At 33.0% G+C, this 19,483-nt stretch carries 19 protein-coding genes; 4 read left to right on the forward strand and 15 right to left on the reverse strand.

Annotation, left to right across the window (positions count from 1 at the left end; genetic code table 11):
• Positions 1 to 27: 27 nt before the first annotated feature.
• The 15 genes from DZ60_RS0116695 to DZ60_RS25305 form a co-directional block, all read right to left on the reverse strand.
• Positions 28 to 1,011, reverse strand: coding sequence for a tetratricopeptide repeat protein (locus DZ60_RS0116695; RefSeq protein WP_152537463.1), 984 nt, complete (start codon positions 1,009 to 1,011; stop codon positions 28 to 30).
• Positions 1,012 to 1,148: 137 nt separating this feature from the next.
• Positions 1,149 to 2,921, reverse strand: coding sequence for a GmrSD restriction endonuclease domain-containing protein (locus tag DZ60_RS0116700; RefSeq protein ID WP_025743174.1), 1,773 nt, complete (start codon positions 2,919 to 2,921; stop codon positions 1,149 to 1,151).
• A 218-nt stretch (positions 2,922 to 3,139) separates the two neighbouring features.
• A complete protein-coding gene (locus DZ60_RS0116710; RefSeq protein WP_025743176.1) occupies positions 3,140 to 3,487 on the reverse strand; it encodes an excalibur calcium-binding domain-containing protein in 348 nt (115 codons plus the stop codon).
• A 20-nt stretch (positions 3,488 to 3,507) separates the two neighbouring features.
• Positions 3,508 to 3,750, reverse strand: a complete 243-nt coding sequence (locus tag DZ60_RS0116715; RefSeq protein ID WP_025743177.1) for a DUF4236 domain-containing protein — start codon at positions 3,748 to 3,750, stop codon at positions 3,508 to 3,510.
• 179 nt (positions 3,751 to 3,929) lie between these two features.
• Positions 3,930 to 4,277, reverse strand: coding sequence for a YegP family protein (locus DZ60_RS0116720; protein ID WP_025743178.1), 348 nt, complete (start codon positions 4,275 to 4,277; stop codon positions 3,930 to 3,932).
• A gap of 325 nt (positions 4,278 to 4,602) precedes the next feature.
• Positions 4,603 to 6,027: an ion transporter gene (locus DZ60_RS0116725; protein ID WP_025743179.1), complete on the reverse strand. Its 1,425-nt coding sequence runs from the start codon at positions 6,025 to 6,027 to the stop codon at positions 4,603 to 4,605.
• Positions 6,028 to 6,056: 29 nt separating this feature from the next.
• Positions 6,057 to 6,959, reverse strand: coding sequence for a hypothetical protein (locus DZ60_RS0116730; RefSeq protein WP_025743180.1), 903 nt, complete (start codon positions 6,957 to 6,959; stop codon positions 6,057 to 6,059).
• Positions 6,960 to 6,969: 10 nt separating this feature from the next.
• Positions 6,970 to 8,229 (reverse strand): hypothetical protein, encoded by a 1,260-nt coding sequence (locus DZ60_RS0116735; protein ID WP_025743181.1) that lies wholly within the window; start codon positions 8,227 to 8,229, stop codon positions 6,970 to 6,972.
• Between the two features lie 50 nt (positions 8,230 to 8,279).
• Complete coding sequence (locus tag DZ60_RS0116740; RefSeq protein WP_025743182.1) at positions 8,280 to 8,633, reverse strand: DUF6804 family protein; 354 nt, start codon at positions 8,631 to 8,633, stop codon at positions 8,280 to 8,282.
• Positions 8,630 to 9,742: a toll/interleukin-1 receptor domain-containing protein gene (locus tag DZ60_RS0116745; protein WP_025743183.1), complete on the reverse strand. Its 1,113-nt coding sequence runs from the start codon at positions 9,740 to 9,742 to the stop codon at positions 8,630 to 8,632. The genes DZ60_RS0116740 and DZ60_RS0116745 overlap by 4 nt, the downstream gene beginning before the upstream one ends.
• A gap of 46 nt (positions 9,743 to 9,788) precedes the next feature.
• The gene (locus DZ60_RS0116750; protein WP_025743184.1) at positions 9,789 to 10,745 is read right to left on the reverse strand and encodes a caspase family protein; all 957 of its coding nucleotides are present in this window, start codon (positions 10,743 to 10,745) and stop codon (positions 9,789 to 9,791) included.
• Between the two features lie 623 nt (positions 10,746 to 11,368).
• Positions 11,369 to 12,019: a response regulator transcription factor gene (locus DZ60_RS0116760; protein ID WP_025743185.1), complete on the reverse strand. Its 651-nt coding sequence runs from the start codon at positions 12,017 to 12,019 to the stop codon at positions 11,369 to 11,371.
• A complete protein-coding gene (locus DZ60_RS0116765; RefSeq protein ID WP_161634437.1) occupies positions 12,006 to 14,117 on the reverse strand; it encodes a tetratricopeptide repeat-containing sensor histidine kinase in 2,112 nt (703 codons plus the stop codon). The genes DZ60_RS0116760 and DZ60_RS0116765 overlap by 14 nt, the downstream gene beginning before the upstream one ends.
• 100 nt (positions 14,118 to 14,217) lie before the next feature.
• Positions 14,218 to 14,385, reverse strand: a complete 168-nt coding sequence (locus DZ60_RS25300) for a hypothetical protein (protein ID WP_161634438.1) — start codon at positions 14,383 to 14,385, stop codon at positions 14,218 to 14,220.
• Between the two features lie 235 nt (positions 14,386 to 14,620).
• Positions 14,621 to 14,794 carry a hypothetical protein gene (locus DZ60_RS25305; protein ID WP_161634439.1) on the reverse strand — a complete coding sequence of 58 codons (174 nt, stop codon included), beginning with the start codon at positions 14,792 to 14,794 and terminating at the stop codon, positions 14,621 to 14,623.
• A gap of 182 nt (positions 14,795 to 14,976) precedes the next feature.
• Here DZ60_RS25305 and DZ60_RS0116780 point away from each other — a divergent pair, with 182 nt between their 5' ends.
• Genes DZ60_RS0116780 through DZ60_RS0116795 form a run of 4 tightly spaced genes read left to right on the forward strand, consistent with a single transcriptional unit; the run spans position 14,977 to position 19,481 of the window.
• Positions 14,977 to 16,098: a PQQ-dependent sugar dehydrogenase gene (locus DZ60_RS0116780; protein ID WP_025743187.1), complete on the forward strand. Its 1,122-nt coding sequence runs from the start codon at positions 14,977 to 14,979 to the stop codon at positions 16,096 to 16,098.
• Complete coding sequence (locus DZ60_RS23290) at positions 16,095 to 16,568, forward strand: c-type cytochrome (RefSeq protein ID WP_025743188.1); 474 nt, start codon at positions 16,095 to 16,097, stop codon at positions 16,566 to 16,568. The genes DZ60_RS0116780 and DZ60_RS23290 overlap by 4 nt, the downstream gene beginning before the upstream one ends.
• A gap of 31 nt (positions 16,569 to 16,599) precedes the next feature.
• On the forward strand, positions 16,600 to 17,877 hold the full coding sequence (locus DZ60_RS0116790; RefSeq protein WP_025743189.1) for an MFS transporter: 1,278 nt from the start codon (positions 16,600 to 16,602) through the stop codon (positions 17,875 to 17,877).
• The gene (locus DZ60_RS0116795) at positions 17,874 to 19,481 is read left to right on the forward strand and encodes a glycoside hydrolase family 3 protein (protein WP_241448754.1); all 1,608 of its coding nucleotides are present in this window, start codon (positions 17,874 to 17,876) and stop codon (positions 19,479 to 19,481) included. The genes DZ60_RS0116790 and DZ60_RS0116795 overlap by 4 nt, the downstream gene beginning before the upstream one ends.
• Positions 19,482 to 19,483: the final 2 nt, after the last annotated feature.

Genomic DNA, 19,483 nt, shown 5'->3' on the forward strand with positions numbered 1-19,483 from the left:
TTTCTTACACCTTGTTAGCACATGTATTTATCCACTTTGCATTTCAATCAATTGTTTAATTTCATCCGCTCCATTCAAGCCTGGTTTTATCTTTTTCGCATTGTCAATATCATTAATCATTTCGCCAAAAATATAAGTTGGATTCGGTTGTTTTTTAATTAGGGTAATCGCCTCAATGTATGTTTCCATTGCCTCACTTTCCTTGTCAGTCATCAGTTGTGCTAACCCTTTATTTGCGAACACCCAACCTAATTTATACTCTGCGTTTGCCTTGTCGCAATATTCAATACACTTTTCATAATCGCCGTTCTCGAAATTAGTCCAACCTAAACCACCATATAATTCAGCTTTTTGTTGAGTATCAGATTTAGTAATTAGCTTTTTTGTTTCTGTAATGGCAACAATTTCTACATTAAGATTAATTCCGTTTAATGAACTTGGATTTATTATACCCAAATACCAACTTCCGCTTTTTATATCATCTACTTTAACAACAGCTTGTTTTGTATTTTCTGCCATACCTTCTGGATAATGCTTGTAACCATTTTTATTGATAAATAGCTGTAAATTTGTTCGGTCGAGAAGATAAAAGTCTACTGTTGCAACTCCTTGAGGTATGTTTATCCCCGAAAGCGAACTTGAAGTAATTCCACTTGGATCAGCAACCATTCCAGTCAATTGTACAGCTAAATTCAAATTTGATGTTCCACTTTGTCCTTTTGTTGTGGTAAAACTATAATACCATTGCACAGTATTTTTCGGCAAATCAAACTTGATGTAAGTCCTTGATTTTCCTCCAAATTGAGCACGAGTTCCACTATTTAGATAAATATCTCGGCTATCAACCAATTTCTGTGTTTCTCTAACAATTTCATAATTTTGGGTAAATCCAAATTGAATAAAAACCAGAAGTGTAAATGTTAAGATATAGTTTTTTTTCATGTGTGTGCTAACTGCTCCATATATGAAAAGTAGCACTAAAAATAAGCGATAACTTTTCGGATTTATCACGAGCCGAATTTTTGTTTTTATGTTTAATTTTCTTTTCTAAATATAACCAAATAAAAAATTTAGCGTACTTTGTAAATATGTAAAAACCTCTCGGAAATCCTGTAATATCTATGTTTTATACACGTTGTTGGCACCAGTTAATTTAAAAACAATTCCCATAAATTTCTTTCTTCGGAAGCCTTAATTTCTTCCGTTGATGTTCCTTGTCTATGATAGAATTTACCCTCAAATTTAATAGGGTCTTTTTCAGTTTGAATTTTCAAAATCATAATGGATTTATCATTATAACTAAATAAGTCGATGTTCTTTAATATTTGGGTTTTATAGTATTCAGGTTGAATGTCAGCATTCTTAATAAACTGTTCCAACTTTGTACGATATTCATCAAGATTTTTATAGCGCTTTTTAGATTCATCATCAATACCAGTAATGTAAAATCCATTAACCTTCAAAGGTTTAGAGTTATAATATTTCTCGAATTGTGTCGACATATGTGAGGTATCAGCAACTCCTATGACAATGTATCCAACAGCGTTACGACCAAGGTTAACAAAAGAACAAAGTGTTTTAATGATTTTATGCTTTATGTCTTTATTTGTCTTGTCCATTTGGAAAATACCTTGTTTAAAATCATACGAGGTATTTTCTGTTTTTGAAGCTGCAAGTAATGTTTCTAGTTTTATGACTCCATTACTCAATATTGGGTCTGTTTCATTTCGTTTAGAAAAATGTTTATTAATAACACCACAAATAGCATTTATACATCTTTTTCTTTCTGCTCTGTGTCTAATATTGTCGACTATTGGTGATATTAACCTGTCTCCTAAACCACTTAATTCCTTATTTAAATTAGCATAATTATCAATTTTCAGTTCTTGTTTAACTAATAATTTATGGAATACTAAAAATATGGTTTGAAATGCATTATTAATATATCTACTATTTTTTTTGAAGAGTAGTTCTCTAAAATTATCATTACCAGTTGCTAAAGTGTTTCGTATTTCCACAAAAATTGCTTCAAATTGAGAACTTAAGAATTCTTTTCCACCATATTTTGCAATCAACGCGTGTGTATCAATATTTTCATAATCATCATCGCTTAAACCATAAGCTCTATCTAAGGATGTTGAGCTAATATTTATTTCATAGTCTAAAATGATGGCGATTAATAAATGAGCAATAAGTTCTTCATCTCTCGATGCTCTAAGGTTATTTTCGGTTAATATATATTGATTGTACCAAAATATGGTTCTTAAATCAATTCCTGTTTTTATTCCTTTATTATTAAGACTAATTTTTCTCATATTACCCAATAATATTTTATTAGAAGGCGATACGTCTTTTCTTATGTTTTCTGCAAGTTCTCTAACCATTTCGGGAAATATTCCATAAGAACCAGCTTGTCTAAGTTCGTGACTAGAAAGTGTTTTTCCATAAGAATTAATTCTTCTGAATATTTCTTCAATTTCAGTTTCGTCATCATATTTAGATATTGAAAAAGGAAGTTGGTATGATGTTATTTCCAAACAATTTTCAATAGACATTTTTGGCTCTCTTTGCTTTAATTTGCCAGTATCTTTTAAATTCTTTGTTATAGCTAAAGTTTCCAAATTAAAAAATTTACCTTCAAGGTGTACCTCATTTTCGATAAAAGACACAACTGCATTTAAGCGCTGCATTCCATCAATAATTTCATAAACATCACTTGCCTTGTATTTTGTTAATGCAACTAAAATTAAAGGAATTGGTAAGCCTTTATAAATACTATCAATAAATTTTTCTTTTTCTTCTACAGTCCAAACTAGTTTACGTTGATATTTTCTATTAACTAAAAGTGTTTTGTTTCTGTAGTATTGATATATAGATTCAACACTTTCAGGTCTTATGTCTAATTTTTTAATTATTCCCATATTTTTGTTTTTGTCTCAGGTGTTTCTCTAATTGGTGCCAACAACAATATATAGTTACCCCTATTACTGTTAACGTTTTCAACTCAACTAAAATAATTACACTTTTTAACAATCCTTTACGGTAATCCGCAAAGAGAATTAAAACTTTATTACAAAACTTAGAAAGACAATACCTCATAAGAAATAAGTTTACTGGTAATAATTTATATCTTAAATTATTATTTACATCTACAACCATCTCCTACAATCCATTGACAGCAAGAGTCCCTAATACATACATCTTTGTTCTTGTTAGAGCAACCGCAATTTGCAGTTGTTGGGCAATTACTTGTGTTCGTTTCATAATAATTTTGTTCACATGCAATGCCATCATTATCACGATCTAAATCATTGTGACAATCGGGGTCAGCATCAAATGCGGCTTGGGCAGCTTGCTGAGAACCATAATCAGAACAATTGGTATCAATGCATGACGGATCATTAGAAATAACATCGTCAAAAGATGTACAAGAATTCTGAAAAGATACTAGTGTGATAAAAAGTATAATATTGTATTTGTTTTTCATAAGGTTTTAAGTTGATTAAGTTATGAGATAACGACAATTACACTTATTTCAATCCCAATAAGGATGAGTACCCATAACAAGCAACCTTTTCTTTTGGCAAAAGACTTCCTGTAGGATAATCCAGGAATTCCGGTTTTAAGAGAGTACCCCTTGGATCCAATAGAGCCAAATTTATTTCTGTAGCTGGTAGATATACCAGATTTACTAATATTAATGCCTAACCCTTTACTTAGTTTGATTCTTTTGTAAAATTTAAATGACATGGTTGTATTATTGTTAAGGTATACTGTTTGTATTGAATTGGGAGAAAATTGTATAAAATGAAGCCCTGTATTCTAATGATCATCATATATCTGCTAAACCAAATCGAGTCACCTAATTAAAATATTAATCTAATTGAAGTGACCCAATGGTTTAATACATAAAAGGGCAAAGACTTCAATTATGACACAATCCCCGTAGTATCTACAACTTTGGCTATTGGAGCATTTTTCTTTACAGATGCAATCCCGTTTTCGCAATTATGTTGAGTTGTATACAACTCACTTTTTCCTATAGGCTCTCCGTTACCTGCTTTTAGCACAAAATAATATTGTTCATCTTTGGATCGCTTTCGTTCATAACGAGAATCAAATTCTGCATTAATTTTCACAGAATTTATTCCGTTTTTACATGCTTGCTTTGTTGTATACATCTCACTGGTCAAAATTACTTGACCATTAGCAGCATATAGATTAAAATAGTACTGAAGATTACGACTATCTTCGATTTTAAATTTTGGATTACCCATGGTGTTTAGAATTAAATTAATAACTAAGATTTAATACAAAATTCGGATATATCATACTACAGCACAATGGGTAAAATTCTGGATATTTACTCCACAATATTGGGGATTTTTAAACGAATCTTTCTATACAATTTTTTATCTCTATGCTAGGGTAAAATGATTTGTCAAAAAACAAAAAAGTCAACAAAAAAATTGTTGACAAAAGTTCGGGGAGCCAATGATTTTCTGAATGATCTTTTTTGTTTTTTGATGATATAGACCAAAAACTTTTTTAGATCAATCCCCACATCTTATATGTTAAAAACCTAAGAAGAAAATATCTAATTTATATATAAATTAAACGATAATCAGAATCAACAACAACTGTATTTCTGGGAGACAGATATGCTTTATTTTGAGCATCTATTATGCCCAAAAAAGTTTTATCAATATCTATAAATAGTTTCTTTAAGGTTTTTATATCTGTAGGTTGATCGATATTAAATCTGGACAGAGAAGTACTTTTTAAGTGAGTTTCCTGATGGTCAAAAAGAGCATAAAACAAAGATGATATATGAGGAGTTTTGATACAATTACTAATAATTCTAGCATCAATCAATTCCTTATAAATAATTTCATCACCGTTAATTTTGTCTTTAATAATTTCTGCATTCTCTGAATCATTAATTTCTGCAATAGTATGAACTTGAGGTGCCATTTTTTCGATTTGGAATATAGTCATTACTGTTCTTAAATCTGTATCGCGAGTAGTATCTGTAGGTTTGGCTTCTGCAAAAACAATAACTTGTTGTGCCTTTTTTACATTCACTTTTTCTAGGTTTTGACTTGCCGTATAATCAGCATTCATATAGATCAATCCAGAAATATCTTTTACTGCTTTGGTCGTGATTAGCACAATTTGATTGTGATTTTGTTTGTTTTGCAATAAGTCATCAATAACATTTTGTGAAGACTTGGTATATCCACAAATGATCGTATGATTAATCAGATTAAGTTTTTGAATTTTTCCTGAGGTAATAATATCCATAATAAGTTTAATTTTATTTGAAATGATTGAAACAAAAAAGCCAAATACGGCAATATTAAAAAGTAAGAGTATGCCAGAGAGTAGTTTGCCAAATACTGTTGTTGGGGTATCATCTAGTAGTTCTACTGTCTTTAATGCATAGACTAAACTATCGGTATAGGAAGCAAAAGTTATATTTCCTGTGGTATGTTCTGATAGGTATAACCCTAATGCTGTAAGTAATAATAAGCCAGTGGTAACACCAAAAAAGACATAAAAAACACGATTCTCTTCTCGCATTCCTCGCAGAATGATCAGTAATTTATGAATATCTCTTATGGTACTAAATGCTTTAAAAACTCGAATGACACGTATAACCCTTAAATACTTGAACGTTCTAATCACTTTAAAATATTGGATTTCTGGAATTATAGCCAGAAAATCAATGATAGAAGACCACCGGCACATCCATTTTAGTTTTTGGTGCAAAGCGAACCATAATCCACTTGTTTTGCACTCGTAGCGAAAATCACTACACAAATAAAATCTGGCCAAATATTCTAGTACAAAAATAACAACGATACTATTATCCAAAATATCAAGCCAGTTTGGCAAGGGGTCTAGGATATTGTCTAAAAACAATAATAGTAATGATATCAAAACAATACCGACTAGAAAAAGCTCAAATAGATATTTTTTTGGATTGTCATCATCAGATAACCAATAGGATAAAAAAGCTTTCATAACGGTACGATATTATTGTTAGTGATTATCTAGGCGTTGTGTATAAAATCGTATATCACTTTTTCTAGATGAACTGGAGTATCAGAGCTTTTTATTTTGAATTTTTGAATCCCCATTTCTCTAAACCATTGTTCCCAATAATATTTGATAATATCCTCAGCATGCGGGTTTGTAGTGTTATGCTTATCGATACCTAATATGAGGACTTCTAGGTTTTGTAAAGTGGATTGACCCTCCCAAAGGATGCCCATATTGTTTTTTTCTACCTCATCTTTCCAGTTTGGTCTATTAAGAATGGGGGCTTTAAGTAATTTCTGATTAATACGAGTGGTTCTATTTCCTTTTCTATAATTCACATCTTTGTGAAATAGGTATCCGTCAGTAAGAATAATCAATATATTTCTATGATGTTTTTCTATGCAATAATCGTAGACTTTATCTTTAAAAAAACGCCAGATATCAGCACCTTTCTGCGTTTCTGGGTTTTGCTGCGCACTTTTATATGCTATCGGTGGTAATCTTGTATACTTCTCTGAAATAGTTTTAATCGAATCTATTGTCATTCTGGTAACAGAAACTTTTAATTGTGAAGCAACTTTATTAGCTATTTCCGGTGAGGGATTAGGTTCAAAAAATAGTTGGAGATGATCATTGAGTAGTATCGTTTTCTTACTCAATACGTGATGTTCAAAAATTTGTGCTATTGTTTGAATATGCGCAAGGTCATTTTGAATTTGATAAGGTTTGTTTATCCTATCCGATACATCTAATAGAATACTAATATTCAAACTATCATTGCTTTTTGTAAGCGAGAAATGCTGCGATTCGTAATGCAATTCGGTGTTTTGAATTGTTGCAGAAGTCAAAACATCGGTTTTACAAGATGTAAACAGGATAAAGTATAAAAGAGTATTAAAAATTAAAGGCTTCATAAGTATAGAATTATAATGTTTTTGTAAAAACTTTGTTTTGATAATCGTCAGATTCTAAATCCAAACCCTTAATATGAGCTTGATAAGTAGTTTGACAATCGAGTAATAGTTTTGTTTTTTCATCCTGCCCTAACGGTAACTCTGCGGCAATATATTTTTGCCATCCTTTGAGATAAGAAGAAGAAAACATTTTATAGTTTTGAATAGGAAGAATAAATCCTTCTATAATAGCTTGTAGCTCTTTGACACGAATATCAAATTCTGATTTTTCCTTCTCATGATCTTCTAGCTGAATTTTGATAGCCGCTACTTCTTTCTTTTTCTGCTTAATTTTTTCCTTAAGGTTTTTCCTAAAAAATTGTAATATATCTCGTTTTGAATTTTCGATCATCACCATATCAAAAACAAGTCCCCAAACCAAATAGGATACAAAACCAGCAAAGATGATCAGCCAAAATGTAGGATCTTGTATGGCGTGCATAATTGTGAACTCTGGTGATAAAGGTGTTTTATTAAAATCGTATTCTTTTTTATCAATAAGGTAGGCCAGAATAGCATCAAAGGAAAAAGTAAGAACCAATAATCCAATAACTTTGATATAGCTCAGTGTTCTTTTTTGACTCCAGAACATATGGATCAAGTAACCAAGCGAAAAGAAAACAAATGGAATCAAAAAAACGAATCCCGCTTCGAGTGGACCATCATCCATAGCTTTACTTAATGCATTTGCCTCAAAAACACTGTTAAAAAGACTAATCTGCGGATCAAAAACTTTAAAAAAAGCAGAATAAGAAGTGGATATATAGAAAATAAAAATATAAAAGCTTAACGGAATTAAAAAAAACATCCCAATCCATAATTTGATATTGGATTGCGAATTGGTTTCTTCCCAAATCATTGATTTGTCTATCGTACTTATTCCTTTTTGATGTAACTCTTGGAGTTCTAATTGGGTATTTTCTATTTTCTTTTGCGTTGCATGAATTGCTTCATCCTTTTGCGTAATTTTCTCTTTTAGTGTTTCTTGTTCCGTTTGATAAGGTTGTTTTAACTTATCTTGTTCATAACCATCATTTTTCACATGAGTGAAATATTTTTCATAAAGTGCTTCTAGAGAAGATTTTAGGTTTTGTATTCTGCCTTCACAACTTTTAGAATCTGTATAGGCTAACGTAAGCTGATTCTCTTTTTCTATGGTAATAGTGTCTGTTCTATTTTCTGAAGGGATTATTTCTCGTTCACTAGGAAAGAGTTTATTGAATATTTTCATAAATATTGTTTTACGGTTAGACGTTTGAAGTATTTTTATAGATAAAAAGATTAGTATATTTTATCCCTGTCGTAGACTTTGGTGGTAATCTTGGAATCTAATGTTTCCTTTTTGCCCTTTTTTGGAAAAAAATCAATCAAAAAAAGTAATGCTACCAGTAAATCAATCCAGATCCAATCTAATTTTTGATACATGTATACGGGAAAAAAAGGGTTGAATAGTATTCCTATGATTAAAAATACTGCCAGCCATAGATATTCTTTTTGTGAACTATATGTAATGCTTGCCAGAATTGCACCTAGTGTAACCATAATTCTGAGCAGAGTATAGTACTCTATCGGTAATGGAAACACCCCAATAAAAAGCATACAAACACATAATAATGAACTGTATTTTAGTATCATGATGTCTTTTTTTCTGAAGTGTGGTCTGATAGGTTATTAGCAATAGCAAGATTTATATTTTTCAAGGAACTTTCTATTTGCCTATTCCATTTAAGGAGTGTAACTTTTTTTTCGATGCTAAATTCTTTTTCTAGTCGTTCTCGTAATTGAATAAATCTTTCCTTTTTATTGATAAACATTCCTTCAATAGTAGGAAAGACACCTTTTACATCATCTGGCCTAAATGGAGGAATATAGAGTGGTATTTGATCCTGCGTAAGAATCCAGGTAGCCCCCATTTCACACAGTCCCATTTTGCTCCCAAAAAAGTTTTGAGACAATATAAACAATACCAAAGTGTTACCTTGTAGTTCCTGCTTTAATCGGCTTAAATAATCAGAACCCAAAGGGTTTCCATATCCTTCATAGGAACTACAAAATATATGCTCACTCTTGATTCCAATAGTCTCTAGAATTAAGATTACTTCTTGAACATATACCAAATCTTTATTAGAATGGCTAATAAAGATTTTTTTTGGTGATGCTACAACTGGTTCTGGTGGCATAATTGATACTCCAACTTTTTCGGTACGTTGTATATTTTGCAAGGTTGCCATGTTCTGTTTGTTCAGTATCTTGGTGATCAAGGAACGTTTGATCAATGTATCTTCAGGTACCTTGATACGATAGCGGTTTAGTTTTTCTCTAATCTCGTTTGGCTCATATTTGGCAAAGAGGTATAACGAGATTTCTTGTGCCAGTGGTTGTGTAGTCATAAAATTTGTTTTTAGTTTCATTTTTAAAGGTACCGGGATACTAGCCGTTTCAATATATTCCAATACGTGCCTAACATTTTTTAACTTCTTTCGCGCAATACCATCTTCAATCCTGTTTTTGTGATAATTGAGAATTAAGTATTCAGAGATAATAAATGCCAGAATACCAATAGTGATTAATGATTTTATTCCTAATTCCATATTGATATTAAAACCTAAGTCTTTTAATGCACTGGTTATAGCAGGAGCTCCAGTATATCCATTGGTAGATTTTATAGAATAATACAATGTTTGCGAAACACCTATTCCTGCGACAATACTTATCAATTGATATCTATATTGGATAATTTTCATGAATTCGATTTTTTTTAAAAGGTTAATAGGGAGATATCCTTATTTTTCAAATTCGTTTTTTGGAGACTAAATCCCAATAAAACATACCAAGTGCAGTAAGTTTACACATTTTACTATCTCGTGCTGCGTCGTACATAAAAGATGTACCCACGGGGCGCAGCAACCCATTGATGTGAAATACTCTGAGATCTGCCATAATCCCCTCATAAACTTCATCTCTGGGTTTAAGACTAGCTTCAAACAAAGGATTTAGTCCTAGTGGCTGATCCCTTTCCTCAAAGTACGTGGGTAATTTTCTTAGGATTGCTAAAGGGACTTTGGGACGGCTGTAGCGCAGTGGTGTCATTTGATCAATATGACTTTTGAAAATGGGGCGTTGCTCCCATGAGTTTAATAATTGTTCTGTATAATAATAGACCCCAGCAACGGTAATATTACCCTGAAGATCAGCTGCTCCTCCTTTAAGCGCTTCGTAAAGTATCGTGGTAAACAAACCAGATCCAGAGCGCTCCATGGCATACTGTGTATCTCTACTAGCAGTCAATATAGAAACCCCCTCCCGAAGTACTGCCTTACGATTTCCAAACTCCTTATAATTACCCATATGTCCGCTATGACATGCATCCAGAATAATGATAGCCTCTTTGGTTTTAGAAGCATTGGCAATAGTTATTATCTCTTGAAGGGACACCCCCTCATTGAATGAAGTTGCATCTTGAGTTACCAAATAACTCCCAACTGCATTGCTGGCTCCATGCCCAGAAAAATAAAGTATCGCAATTTCTGCCTCGTGACTAAATAATTCAAAAATGGTCTTTTTTAACTTTCCTGTGGTAATAGGGGATGCTCCGTCTTCTTTGCTTATTAGCAGTTTACAATCAAAGTTGGGAGATTGATCAACATGGGTTGCTAGAACTTCTTGCATTTTTTTTGCATCATTGATACAACCTTTTAGCGGAGCGCTACGATAATGATTAATGCCTACGATTAATGCTCTTCTCATTGGTACGAATTTTAATTGTTTTTAGGAACTAAAAAAGAGAATGAATTCTCTCATTTCTATGATAAAACCAACCTCAGTTCCTTTGGATTAAAGTTTTGTTTATAAACACATTAACTAATACTATTCACAAAGTTGAGGAGATATAATTGTTTATAAAACCTTAGTATTGTGGGGATTTTATCCTCAAAATTGGGGAGATTTGTTTTTGGCAACAGTTATTCGATTAATTATAGAGGGATTGTTATAATGTCGGCACATAGTTCTGTTCAGAAATTATACATTTTCATTTCAATAAAAATTTATGACATATCTTATTGAATAAATCTTATTTATTAATCTAATGTAATAGGTTGGTTGCTTAACAAAATGGCATTAATTATCAGCTAGGTTGATTGTATGATTAGTCAAGAAATAAGGATTATCATCTACGTTTAGAGTAACTAAGTTATATGATTCATATATGAGGAAAGTCTTCTAACTTCATGTAATTACGTTTTCTATTTTATAACGTGTGTATAGCTAGCAAAACGAAAACTACTTATTGATCAAGTAATTTATATTCTGATTGACCTTTTTTTTTAATAAAGTTGGAAAACTTTCTAGAGCTAACATCATTTTCAAGATTATACATATCCGTTTTTGATCGCAAACTTCATAAGCCCTTTTGTTGCATTTTCTACCCCGGTCTTTTCAATCAAATTGCGTTTGTGGGTTTCTACAGTACTGTTTGCAATACAAAGTTGATCTGCGATTTGTGGAGTTGTTTTCCCCTCTGCGATTAATCGAAGTACTTCTAGCTCTCTTTTGGTTATAGGAATTTCTTGATATTGCATGTTTTGCCTTTTTCGTACTCCTGCTCTTAGGGTTTTATTGGCTTCATCTCCAAAATATTCTTTATCATTTGTTAATGCCTCTAGCGCAGCATCAAGTTCTTCTGCTCCTCGGTTTTTGAGAATATAGCCATCTGCATCAATCTCTATAGCTTGTCTTACAAATTCTGGGGTGTCATACATCGTGAGAATAAGTACTTTGATTGTAGGGTATTTTTCTTTGACGATTCTAGTAAGTTCAACACCATCCATTATTGGCATTTTGATATCAAGAATAATAATATCTACAGGTTTAGAGACTAAAACTTTTAGTGCGTCTTGTCCATGCAAAGCTTCTCCGGCAATATGTACCTGTGGGTTTCCTTTGAGCAAAGCTCGTATGCCATCAATTACAATTTGATGATCATCAACTATCAATACATGAATATTTTTAGAGAGTGTCATAGTGTTTCGTTTCTCGATTAATCGGGATATACATTGTAACTGTGGTACCATTACCTTTACCAGAGTCGAAGTCCAAATTTCCTTTCATATTCTCAATCCTGGAGCGAATTCCTTTGATACCCATCCCCGAAAAATTTTGGATATAATCGGGGTCAAAGCCAATCCCATCATCAATTACAGTAATGGCAATCGAATCTTCTTTTTTAAGCAGCTGAATACTAATTTCTTCTGCTCTGGCGTGTTTAAGAATATTACCGATAAGTTCCTGCAGGATTCTGTAGATATTGATTTCGATCTCATTGTTTACCCGATGATCAAAACCAAAACTAATAAGTTCTATTTTTAGTTGAGAGGCATTCTCTACATTGGTTGTTAGTTCTTGCAATGCTGGGATAAGCCCAAATTTGGTTAGTACTCCCGATACCATATCATGCGAAATTTCTCGAACTGCTACGCATGCCTCGTCTAATAGTTGATTTGCTTTTTCATATTGGGATTTCGAATCTGTTTTGAGTTTTTCGAGATCTTCTTCTACAGATTTATAATGAATTTTTACTACAGAAAGCATACTACCCAGTCGGTCATGTAAATCCTGAGCAATACGTTTTCTTTCCTTTTCTTGTCCATTGATCATCGCATGAATCGATTTGAGCTCCTGATTTTTTAGCAATTCCTCAATTTTGGACTGGTTAATCTTTTCGTTTTGTAGAACAATTTCATTTCTTTTTTTGAGACGATAAGTTCGGAAAAACATAAAAAATAATATTGATAATAAGATACAACCAGATATTAAACCTATAATAATTAAATTTTTTTGTTCACTTTTGTTTTTAATCAGTTGATTTTGATACTCTAATGTTTTTCTTTTTTCTCTAGAAATTTCTAGATCTACAATAGAAAGTGTTTGTATATCCATGCTATCTCTTAATACGATATGGGATTCGTTATACAAAGAAGCTTCTTTATAGTTCCCCAGTTGTTCATAAACTTCTGCTATACTTATGAGAATTTTCAATCGCATCTGGTTGTCCTTAAATTGGCGAGATAAAGCAAGAGCTTTTTGATGATATGCTAATGCTTTTTGGGATTGGTCCATTTTTCTAAAAAGATTCCCTAGATTAAAATAAGGACGGAGAAGTTTTTCTTGTTCATTGCTTTTTAAAGCCGCGTTGATACTTTTGTCAAAAAGGTTTTTGGCTGTTTCAAAATTTCCTTGTTCTGAGTATACCAATCCTAAGCTATTATAAACATTGTATTTTCCTTTTAGATTTAATTTTTCGTGTAAGACTCTACTTTTTTCATAATATACCCGGGCAGAATCTATTTGTTGTAGATATTGATAAGCAAATCCTATGTCTAAAAAAACCGAAGAAAGTTTTACAACATCTTTTTTTTGATGACATAATTTTTTACTCTTCTCTAGCATCATTAAAGCATTTTGATACATCCCTAATTGGTTATAAAAATTCCCCAAATTATAATAGGAATTAAGAAGTTGATGTATATCACCAAGGTTTTCACGCACATCAATACTTTTATGATAATAGTTTATGGCTTGTCTGGCCATATCCATAGTTTCATATAGGCTTGCCATATTGTTATATACTCTAGCTAGTTTCTCCTGATTTCCATTTGTTTTATGGATGTCTAAAGCCTCTTGATAGTACTGTAGTGCTTTCTCATAATCTCCTTTTTTCTTGTACAATTTACCTAATTGGTTTTTAGCTCTTGCTATACCAGAGATATTTTCTGACAGTTGTTCTAATTGGAGTGCTTTCTTAAGCTTAACCTCAGTCTCTTTGTATTTTTTATTATTTAATAGTAAAGTTCCTTGTCGGATATAGCTCGTTGCTAACTCTAAGGTATCTTGTATAAAATCCGCTATTTTTTCTGCTTTTTGTGCATACACCATAGCCAAAGAATCATTTACTTTCCTGTATTGCCAAGATAATTCATTTAAGTTGTTGGCCAATACCGCACCATTTTGCCCAGATAAAATAGAATTTATACTATCAACTTGATAAGGAGACTGACCAAGCGCAATAGCACTATAGAATATATAACAAATCAACAGTAAATAAATTGATTTTTTTTTCATTTCAGAGTTAGGATTAAAGACATAAGAAAGATTGGGGTAGAAGGCTTTCTTTAACCACCAAAGATAAAGAAAGCCTTTTGCGTTTAACAAAGGTATTCCCCTACTCTTTATATGGTTTTTCATCTTCATCTTTATCGTCATCTGAACCACTTGGGGTTCCTTGTCCATCTGGTTTTGGTGTGTCTTTGTCTGTATCTGTCATAGATTTGTTTTGCATTAGTAACTCATTTAATTCATCGGTTACCGGGAATTGATTTTGGTTTTTCATAATATACTGTTTTTGAAAATTAATAATAGTACAAATGTCTATGAAATAAGCCTTTATAACAATCCTAAGAAATCAGTGTATTGCATCCACAATTCTATGGATATTTTATGGAGAGGCTATCAAAAAATGGATGTACTGATATAAAAACGTAGCTCTAAAAGGAGCATCGGGATACATATATAATGTACTATAATATATACTAGTACAGCTAAAGTTATTCCTTTTGTATGAAAAGTTAAAGAAGTAGAGTTAAGTTAATAATCAACCCATCATTTATATCAGAGCATTTTACTATTTCTTCAATTATAGATTCTTCGTATTCTTTTTCCGAATCAGAATCGATTCCTTCTTTTAGGTTATAATCAATCAAACTTTTTATATAAAGTTCAAAATCTGTATTAGTTCCCAAAATTTAATAGCTATAGCTTTTTATTCCATTATTATATGATAGAATTGTATAAAATATGGGGTAATCGAGATTGTTATTTCAATACCTATACAGTAAAGAAAACTGGTATACTCTAAAGCAACATCATAATTTATTTTGTTTGTGCACATTTCTTTGTATTTTTCGAAAACAAAGGCTATCCGATGAAACATTTTATTTTTACAATCACTTTTTCTTTTCTTACCATGGTATCCTGTGCACAAGAAAAAATTAATGATATTGCGATCGAAGAAGATCCTAAAAACTATACCACAGAAGTAGTAGTTCCTGACTTACAAATCCCATGGGGAATGACCTGGTTACCAGACGGAAGTATGCTTATTACCGAAAAAAGTGGAACGTTGATCCATTTTAAAAACGGAAATAAAACAACCATTGGTAACACCCCCGAGGTATACAATCGGTATCAAGGAGGATTGTTAGATATCGAAGTGCATCCAAACTACAAAGAGAACGGCTGGTTATACATTACCTATTCCTCTCAAGAAGGTGAAGAAAAAGGAGGCAACACAGCCTTAATTAGAGCAAAACTAAAGGGTAATGCACTTACCCAAATAGAGGAACTGTATAAGGGCGTACCTAATTCAACACGTGGTCATCATTTTGGATCGCGAATAGAGTTTGATAATGAGGGATACCTTTATTTTTCGATTGGTGATCGAGGAGATAGAGATGTGAACCCGCAGAACATAAATAAAGATGGTGGTAAAATATACCGTCTTAATGATGATGGTAGTATTCCCGACGATAATCCTTTTGTATCAAAAAATGGAGCAAAAAAAGGAATTTTTTCTTATGGCCATCGCAATCCGCAAGGAATGGCAATACACCCTGACGGAACCATTTGGGTGCATGAACACGGACCAAAAGGTGGTGATGAGATTAATGCCATCAAAAAAGGAGCAAATTATGGCTGGCCAGTCATAACCTATGGTATAAATTACAGTGGAACATCCATTACCGATATCACCCACAAAAAAGGAATGCAACAACCCGTATATTATTGGGTCCCTTCTATTGCACCTAGCGGAATGGATTTTGTAACCAGTGATCTTTACCCAGATTGGAAAAATGATCTATTGGTAGGCTCTCTAAAATTTCAATACCTTGAATTATTAGAATTGACCGATAACCAAGTAACCCGAAGACAAAAGATAGTAGATGGCATGGGACGTGTGCGTAATGTAAGGCAAGGGCCAGATGGCTTCATATATGTAGCTATAGAAAATATTGGAATTGTAAAAATAATCCCAAAAACCAAATGAGAACACCCTCTAGAAAAATTGTACTCCCTGTAGCATTACTTCTTATCGTTACGATTACTGTACTGGCACAGCATAAAAAATCAAAACAGCGCTATACAATTTGTACGATCAAGAAACCTCAGGAAACGACATTATCAAAAAGTATCTCAAGAGGAGCTGAACTCTATACCGATTTCTGTATGCAATGCCATATGACCAACGGAAAAGGAACTCCAAAAGTATTTCCGCCATTGGCAGGGTCTGATTGGCTGACCAACAAAAAAGAAGAAACTATACACGCTATCAAATTCGGGATTAAAGGCCCCATAAAAGTAAACGGAGAAACCTACAACAATACAATGACTCCCTTAGGTCTCGAAGACGAAGAGATTGCAGATATCATGAATTATATTATGAACTCTTGGGGAAATACACAAAAAAAGATGGTTACTACAGAAGAAGTAGCGGCTATAAAAAAAACGAATAAGTAGTACACCAACCTTTTCTCCTAAAGAATAATACATGACAAAACCAAATACCGACAAAAACGCATGGGCGTGGGTACCTACCCTGTATTTTACAGAAGGGTTGCCCTACGTAATTATTATCACCCTTTCTGTTATTATGTACAAAAAATTAGGTGTTAGTAACGCTGATATTGGGCTGTATACAAGTTGGCTATATTTACCTTGGGTAATAAAACCTTTGTGGAGCCCCATAGTCGATATCAAAGGAACAAAACGCAAATGGTTCTTGTACATGCAACTTCTTATTGGGATTGTGTTTTTGGGAGTGGGCTTTTCTATTCCTACCAACAATTTTTTTATAGTAAGTCTAGCCTGTTTCTGGATTGCTGCCTTTGCCTCTGCTACAAATGATATTGCCTCTGATGGACATTACTTAATTGCGCTGTCAGAAAAGAAACAGTCCTTTTTCTTAGGAGTTCGAAGTACATTTTATCGCTTGGCAATGATTACTGGGCAAGGACTAATTGTTGTACTTGCAGGTTTTCTAGAAACATACTATGGAGACAACCAAAAGGCTTGGTCACTAACAATGATATGTACAGCTTTATTAATGATTACGCTGACTGCGATCAACTTGCTTGTAACACCAAAAGTAGAAGAACGGACACATACCCCATCAAAATCTATTCGTTTTTTTGAAGTATTTGCTACCTTTTTTCAGAAAAAACAAATAGGTCTGATAATCGCCTTTATTTTACTCTATCGTCTAGGCGAATCCCAATTGGTAAAAATGGCTGCTCCCTTTTTACTGGATACTCCAGAAACCGGAGGGCTAGCATTATCTACAACTCAAGTAGGTACAATTTATGGTACTTTTGGAGTTATTGCGTTAACCATAGGAGGCATTTTGGGAGGAATTGCTATTTCTGTTCAGGGATTAAAAAAATGGATGCTCCCAATGATTCTGGCACTCAACCTTCCTAATCTATTCTATATCTTGCTCGCTTTCTGGCAACCTACCTCTATTACGTTTGCTACGATCGTTGTAATTATTGAACAATTTGGGTATGGGTTTGGATTTGCGGCTTTTCTAATGTTTCTAATTTATGTGGCCGAAGGAATATCTAAAACATCTCATTATGCAATAGCTACTGGATTCATGGCCTTAGGGATGATGTTACCAGGTATGATCAGCGGTTTTATTCAAGAGGAGATAGGATATACTGGTTTTTTTATCTGGGTAGCAATTGCCGCAATTCCCGCTATTATTCTTAGTAGATATCTGCAATATCCTGATGATTATGGCAAAAAAGATAAAAGTAAAGAAGAATGATGGGACAAAATTCTCATAGCAATACCATGAATCTATTAGATCTTTCTAAAACCGAAAAAATAGGTCAGTTTTTCTCTCCGGCAGCATTTATTAACGACAGTGATACCGAAATAAAAAAACTAGAATTACTTATAAAAAATCATTCAATTGGTGGACTTACATTTTTTCATAGTCGAGCAAGTACAGCTACAAATTTTGAGGGAAAGAAAAAAATAGAACATAATAAGCATAGCGCAAAACGATTATCAGAACTCATACGACATTATCAAGATATCGCACCGACCCCATTGCTGATAAGTATTGATGCAGAATGGGGACTTGCCATGCGGGTAGAAAACACTCCTCAATACCCATACCCCATAACATTAGGTGCAGTACCCGAAACCGAATCGCAACTCATTTTTGAAGTCGGAAAACAAACCGGGAACGACCTCGCAACTATAGGGATCCATCTCAATTTGGCTCCAGTTGCAGATATAAATACAAACCCTAATAATCCTGTAATCGGATACCGCTCTTTTGGCGAAGATAAAGAGCATATTACCCAGAAATCTTTGACATATTACAAAGGGTTAAAAGCTTCTGGTATTCTAGGGTGTTTTAAACATTTTCCGGGTCACGGAGATACCGAAGTAGATTCTCACTTAGGGCTTCCTGTACTAACCAAGTCTAAACAAGAATTATTAGATCAGGAATTATACCCCTTTAGAAAAGCAATAGTAGAAGGCATCGATAGTATTCTAATAGGACATTTGGCAGTACCCGCATTAACTAAAGGAAAACATATATCTGCCACATTATCAAGAGAAGTTATCAAAGATCTACTGAGAAATGAACTAGGTTTTGATGGTGTTGTAATTTCTGATGCATTAAATATGCATAGTGTCTCTAAACTGTATCCCAAAAAAGGAGAACTAGAATGGCGAGCTTTTGATGCCGGTAATGATATATTATGCTTTGCAGAACATGTAGAAGAAGGAATAGCCATGATCGAAAAAAACGCGACCGATCATCAAATTGAAGAAAGCTTACTGAGAATCCAACATCTAAAACAAAATATAGTAACGAATACACAACCATCGACAACCCCGACGTATACCTTTGACAAGACCACATCCCTTAACCAAAATATTGCTAAAGGTGCACTGACTCATTACAAATTAAACTTAGAAGGTTTTAAAAAATTTATGAGAGAACCTTTTGAAGCCATAATGATTGGAAATGCTGAAACCTGCATATTTCTAGAGGAAATTAAAAAAAACAAACAATTTCTGACGATCCCCTATGATCAAAGTGCCTCATCAATACCTCATACCAATAACGTGCTAATAGCCTTATTTCCGCCAGAAATAAAACCTATTAATCAATTTGGTATTACCTCATCAATAAAAAACATACTTTCTGAAATAGGTAAAACCAAAAATGTATTGCTTTATGTATTTGGTAATCCTTATTCTATAAGGGTTTTTGAAACAAAGAACATTGATAATATAGTTTTGGGGTATCAAGATTTTGAAACATTTCAAAATGTTGCAGCACAACATTTTTTAGGACAACACCAAGCAGTCGGGATGACTCCGGTACATCTTTCAACACAAATATAAAT

The sequence above is a fragment of the Aquimarina pacifica genome (assembly GCF_000520955.1).
In the GTDB taxonomy this organism is placed as follows: domain Bacteria; phylum Bacteroidota; class Bacteroidia; order Flavobacteriales; family Flavobacteriaceae; genus Aquimarina; species Aquimarina pacifica.

Excerpts from the sequence above, each read along its gene's own strand:
- DZ60_RS0116710 (WP_025743176.1), bottom strand. The coding sequence starts at position 3,487 with ATGAAAAACAAATACAATATTATACTTTTTATCACACTAGTATCTTTT.
- DZ60_RS0116700 (WP_025743174.1), bottom strand. The coding sequence starts at position 2,921 with ATGGGAATAATTAAAAAATTAGACATAAGACCTGAAAGTGTTGAATCT.
- DZ60_RS0116760 (WP_025743185.1), bottom strand. The coding sequence starts at position 12,019 with ATGACACTCTCTAAAAATATTCATGTATTGATAGTTGATGATCATCAA.
- DZ60_RS23290 (WP_025743188.1), top strand. The coding sequence starts at position 16,095 with ATGAGAACACCCTCTAGAAAAATTGTACTCCCTGTAGCATTACTTCTT.
- DZ60_RS0116745 (WP_025743183.1), bottom strand. The coding sequence starts at position 9,742 with ATGAAAATTATCCAATATAGATATCAATTGATAAGTATTGTCGCAGGA.
- DZ60_RS0116730 (WP_025743180.1), bottom strand. The coding sequence starts at position 6,959 with ATGAAGCCTTTAATTTTTAATACTCTTTTATACTTTATCCTGTTTACA.
- DZ60_RS0116740 (WP_025743182.1), bottom strand. The coding sequence starts at position 8,633 with ATGATACTAAAATACAGTTCATTATTATGTGTTTGTATGCTTTTTATT.
- DZ60_RS0116795 (WP_241448754.1), top strand. The coding sequence starts at position 17,874 with ATGATGGGACAAAATTCTCATAGCAATACCATGAATCTATTAGATCTT.
- DZ60_RS0116725 (WP_025743179.1), bottom strand. The coding sequence starts at position 6,027 with ATGAAAGCTTTTTTATCCTATTGGTTATCTGATGATGACAATCCAAAA.
- DZ60_RS0116750 (WP_025743184.1), bottom strand. The coding sequence starts at position 10,745 with ATGAGAAGAGCATTAATCGTAGGCATTAATCATTATCGTAGCGCTCCG.
- DZ60_RS25300 (WP_161634438.1), bottom strand. The coding sequence starts at position 14,385 with ATGAAAAACCAAAATCAATTCCCGGTAACCGATGAATTAAATGAGTTA.
- DZ60_RS0116715 (WP_025743177.1), bottom strand. The coding sequence starts at position 3,750 with ATGTCATTTAAATTTTACAAAAGAATCAAACTAAGTAAAGGGTTAGGC.
- DZ60_RS0116720 (WP_025743178.1), bottom strand. The coding sequence starts at position 4,277 with ATGGGTAATCCAAAATTTAAAATCGAAGATAGTCGTAATCTTCAGTAC.
- DZ60_RS0116790 (WP_025743189.1), top strand. The coding sequence starts at position 16,600 with ATGACAAAACCAAATACCGACAAAAACGCATGGGCGTGGGTACCTACC.
- DZ60_RS0116765 (WP_161634437.1), bottom strand. The coding sequence starts at position 14,117 with ATGAAAAAAAAATCAATTTATTTACTGTTGATTTGTTATATATTCTAT.
- DZ60_RS0116735 (WP_025743181.1), bottom strand. The coding sequence starts at position 8,229 with ATGAAAATATTCAATAAACTCTTTCCTAGTGAACGAGAAATAATCCCT.
- DZ60_RS0116780 (WP_025743187.1), top strand. The coding sequence starts at position 14,977 with ATGAAACATTTTATTTTTACAATCACTTTTTCTTTTCTTACCATGGTA.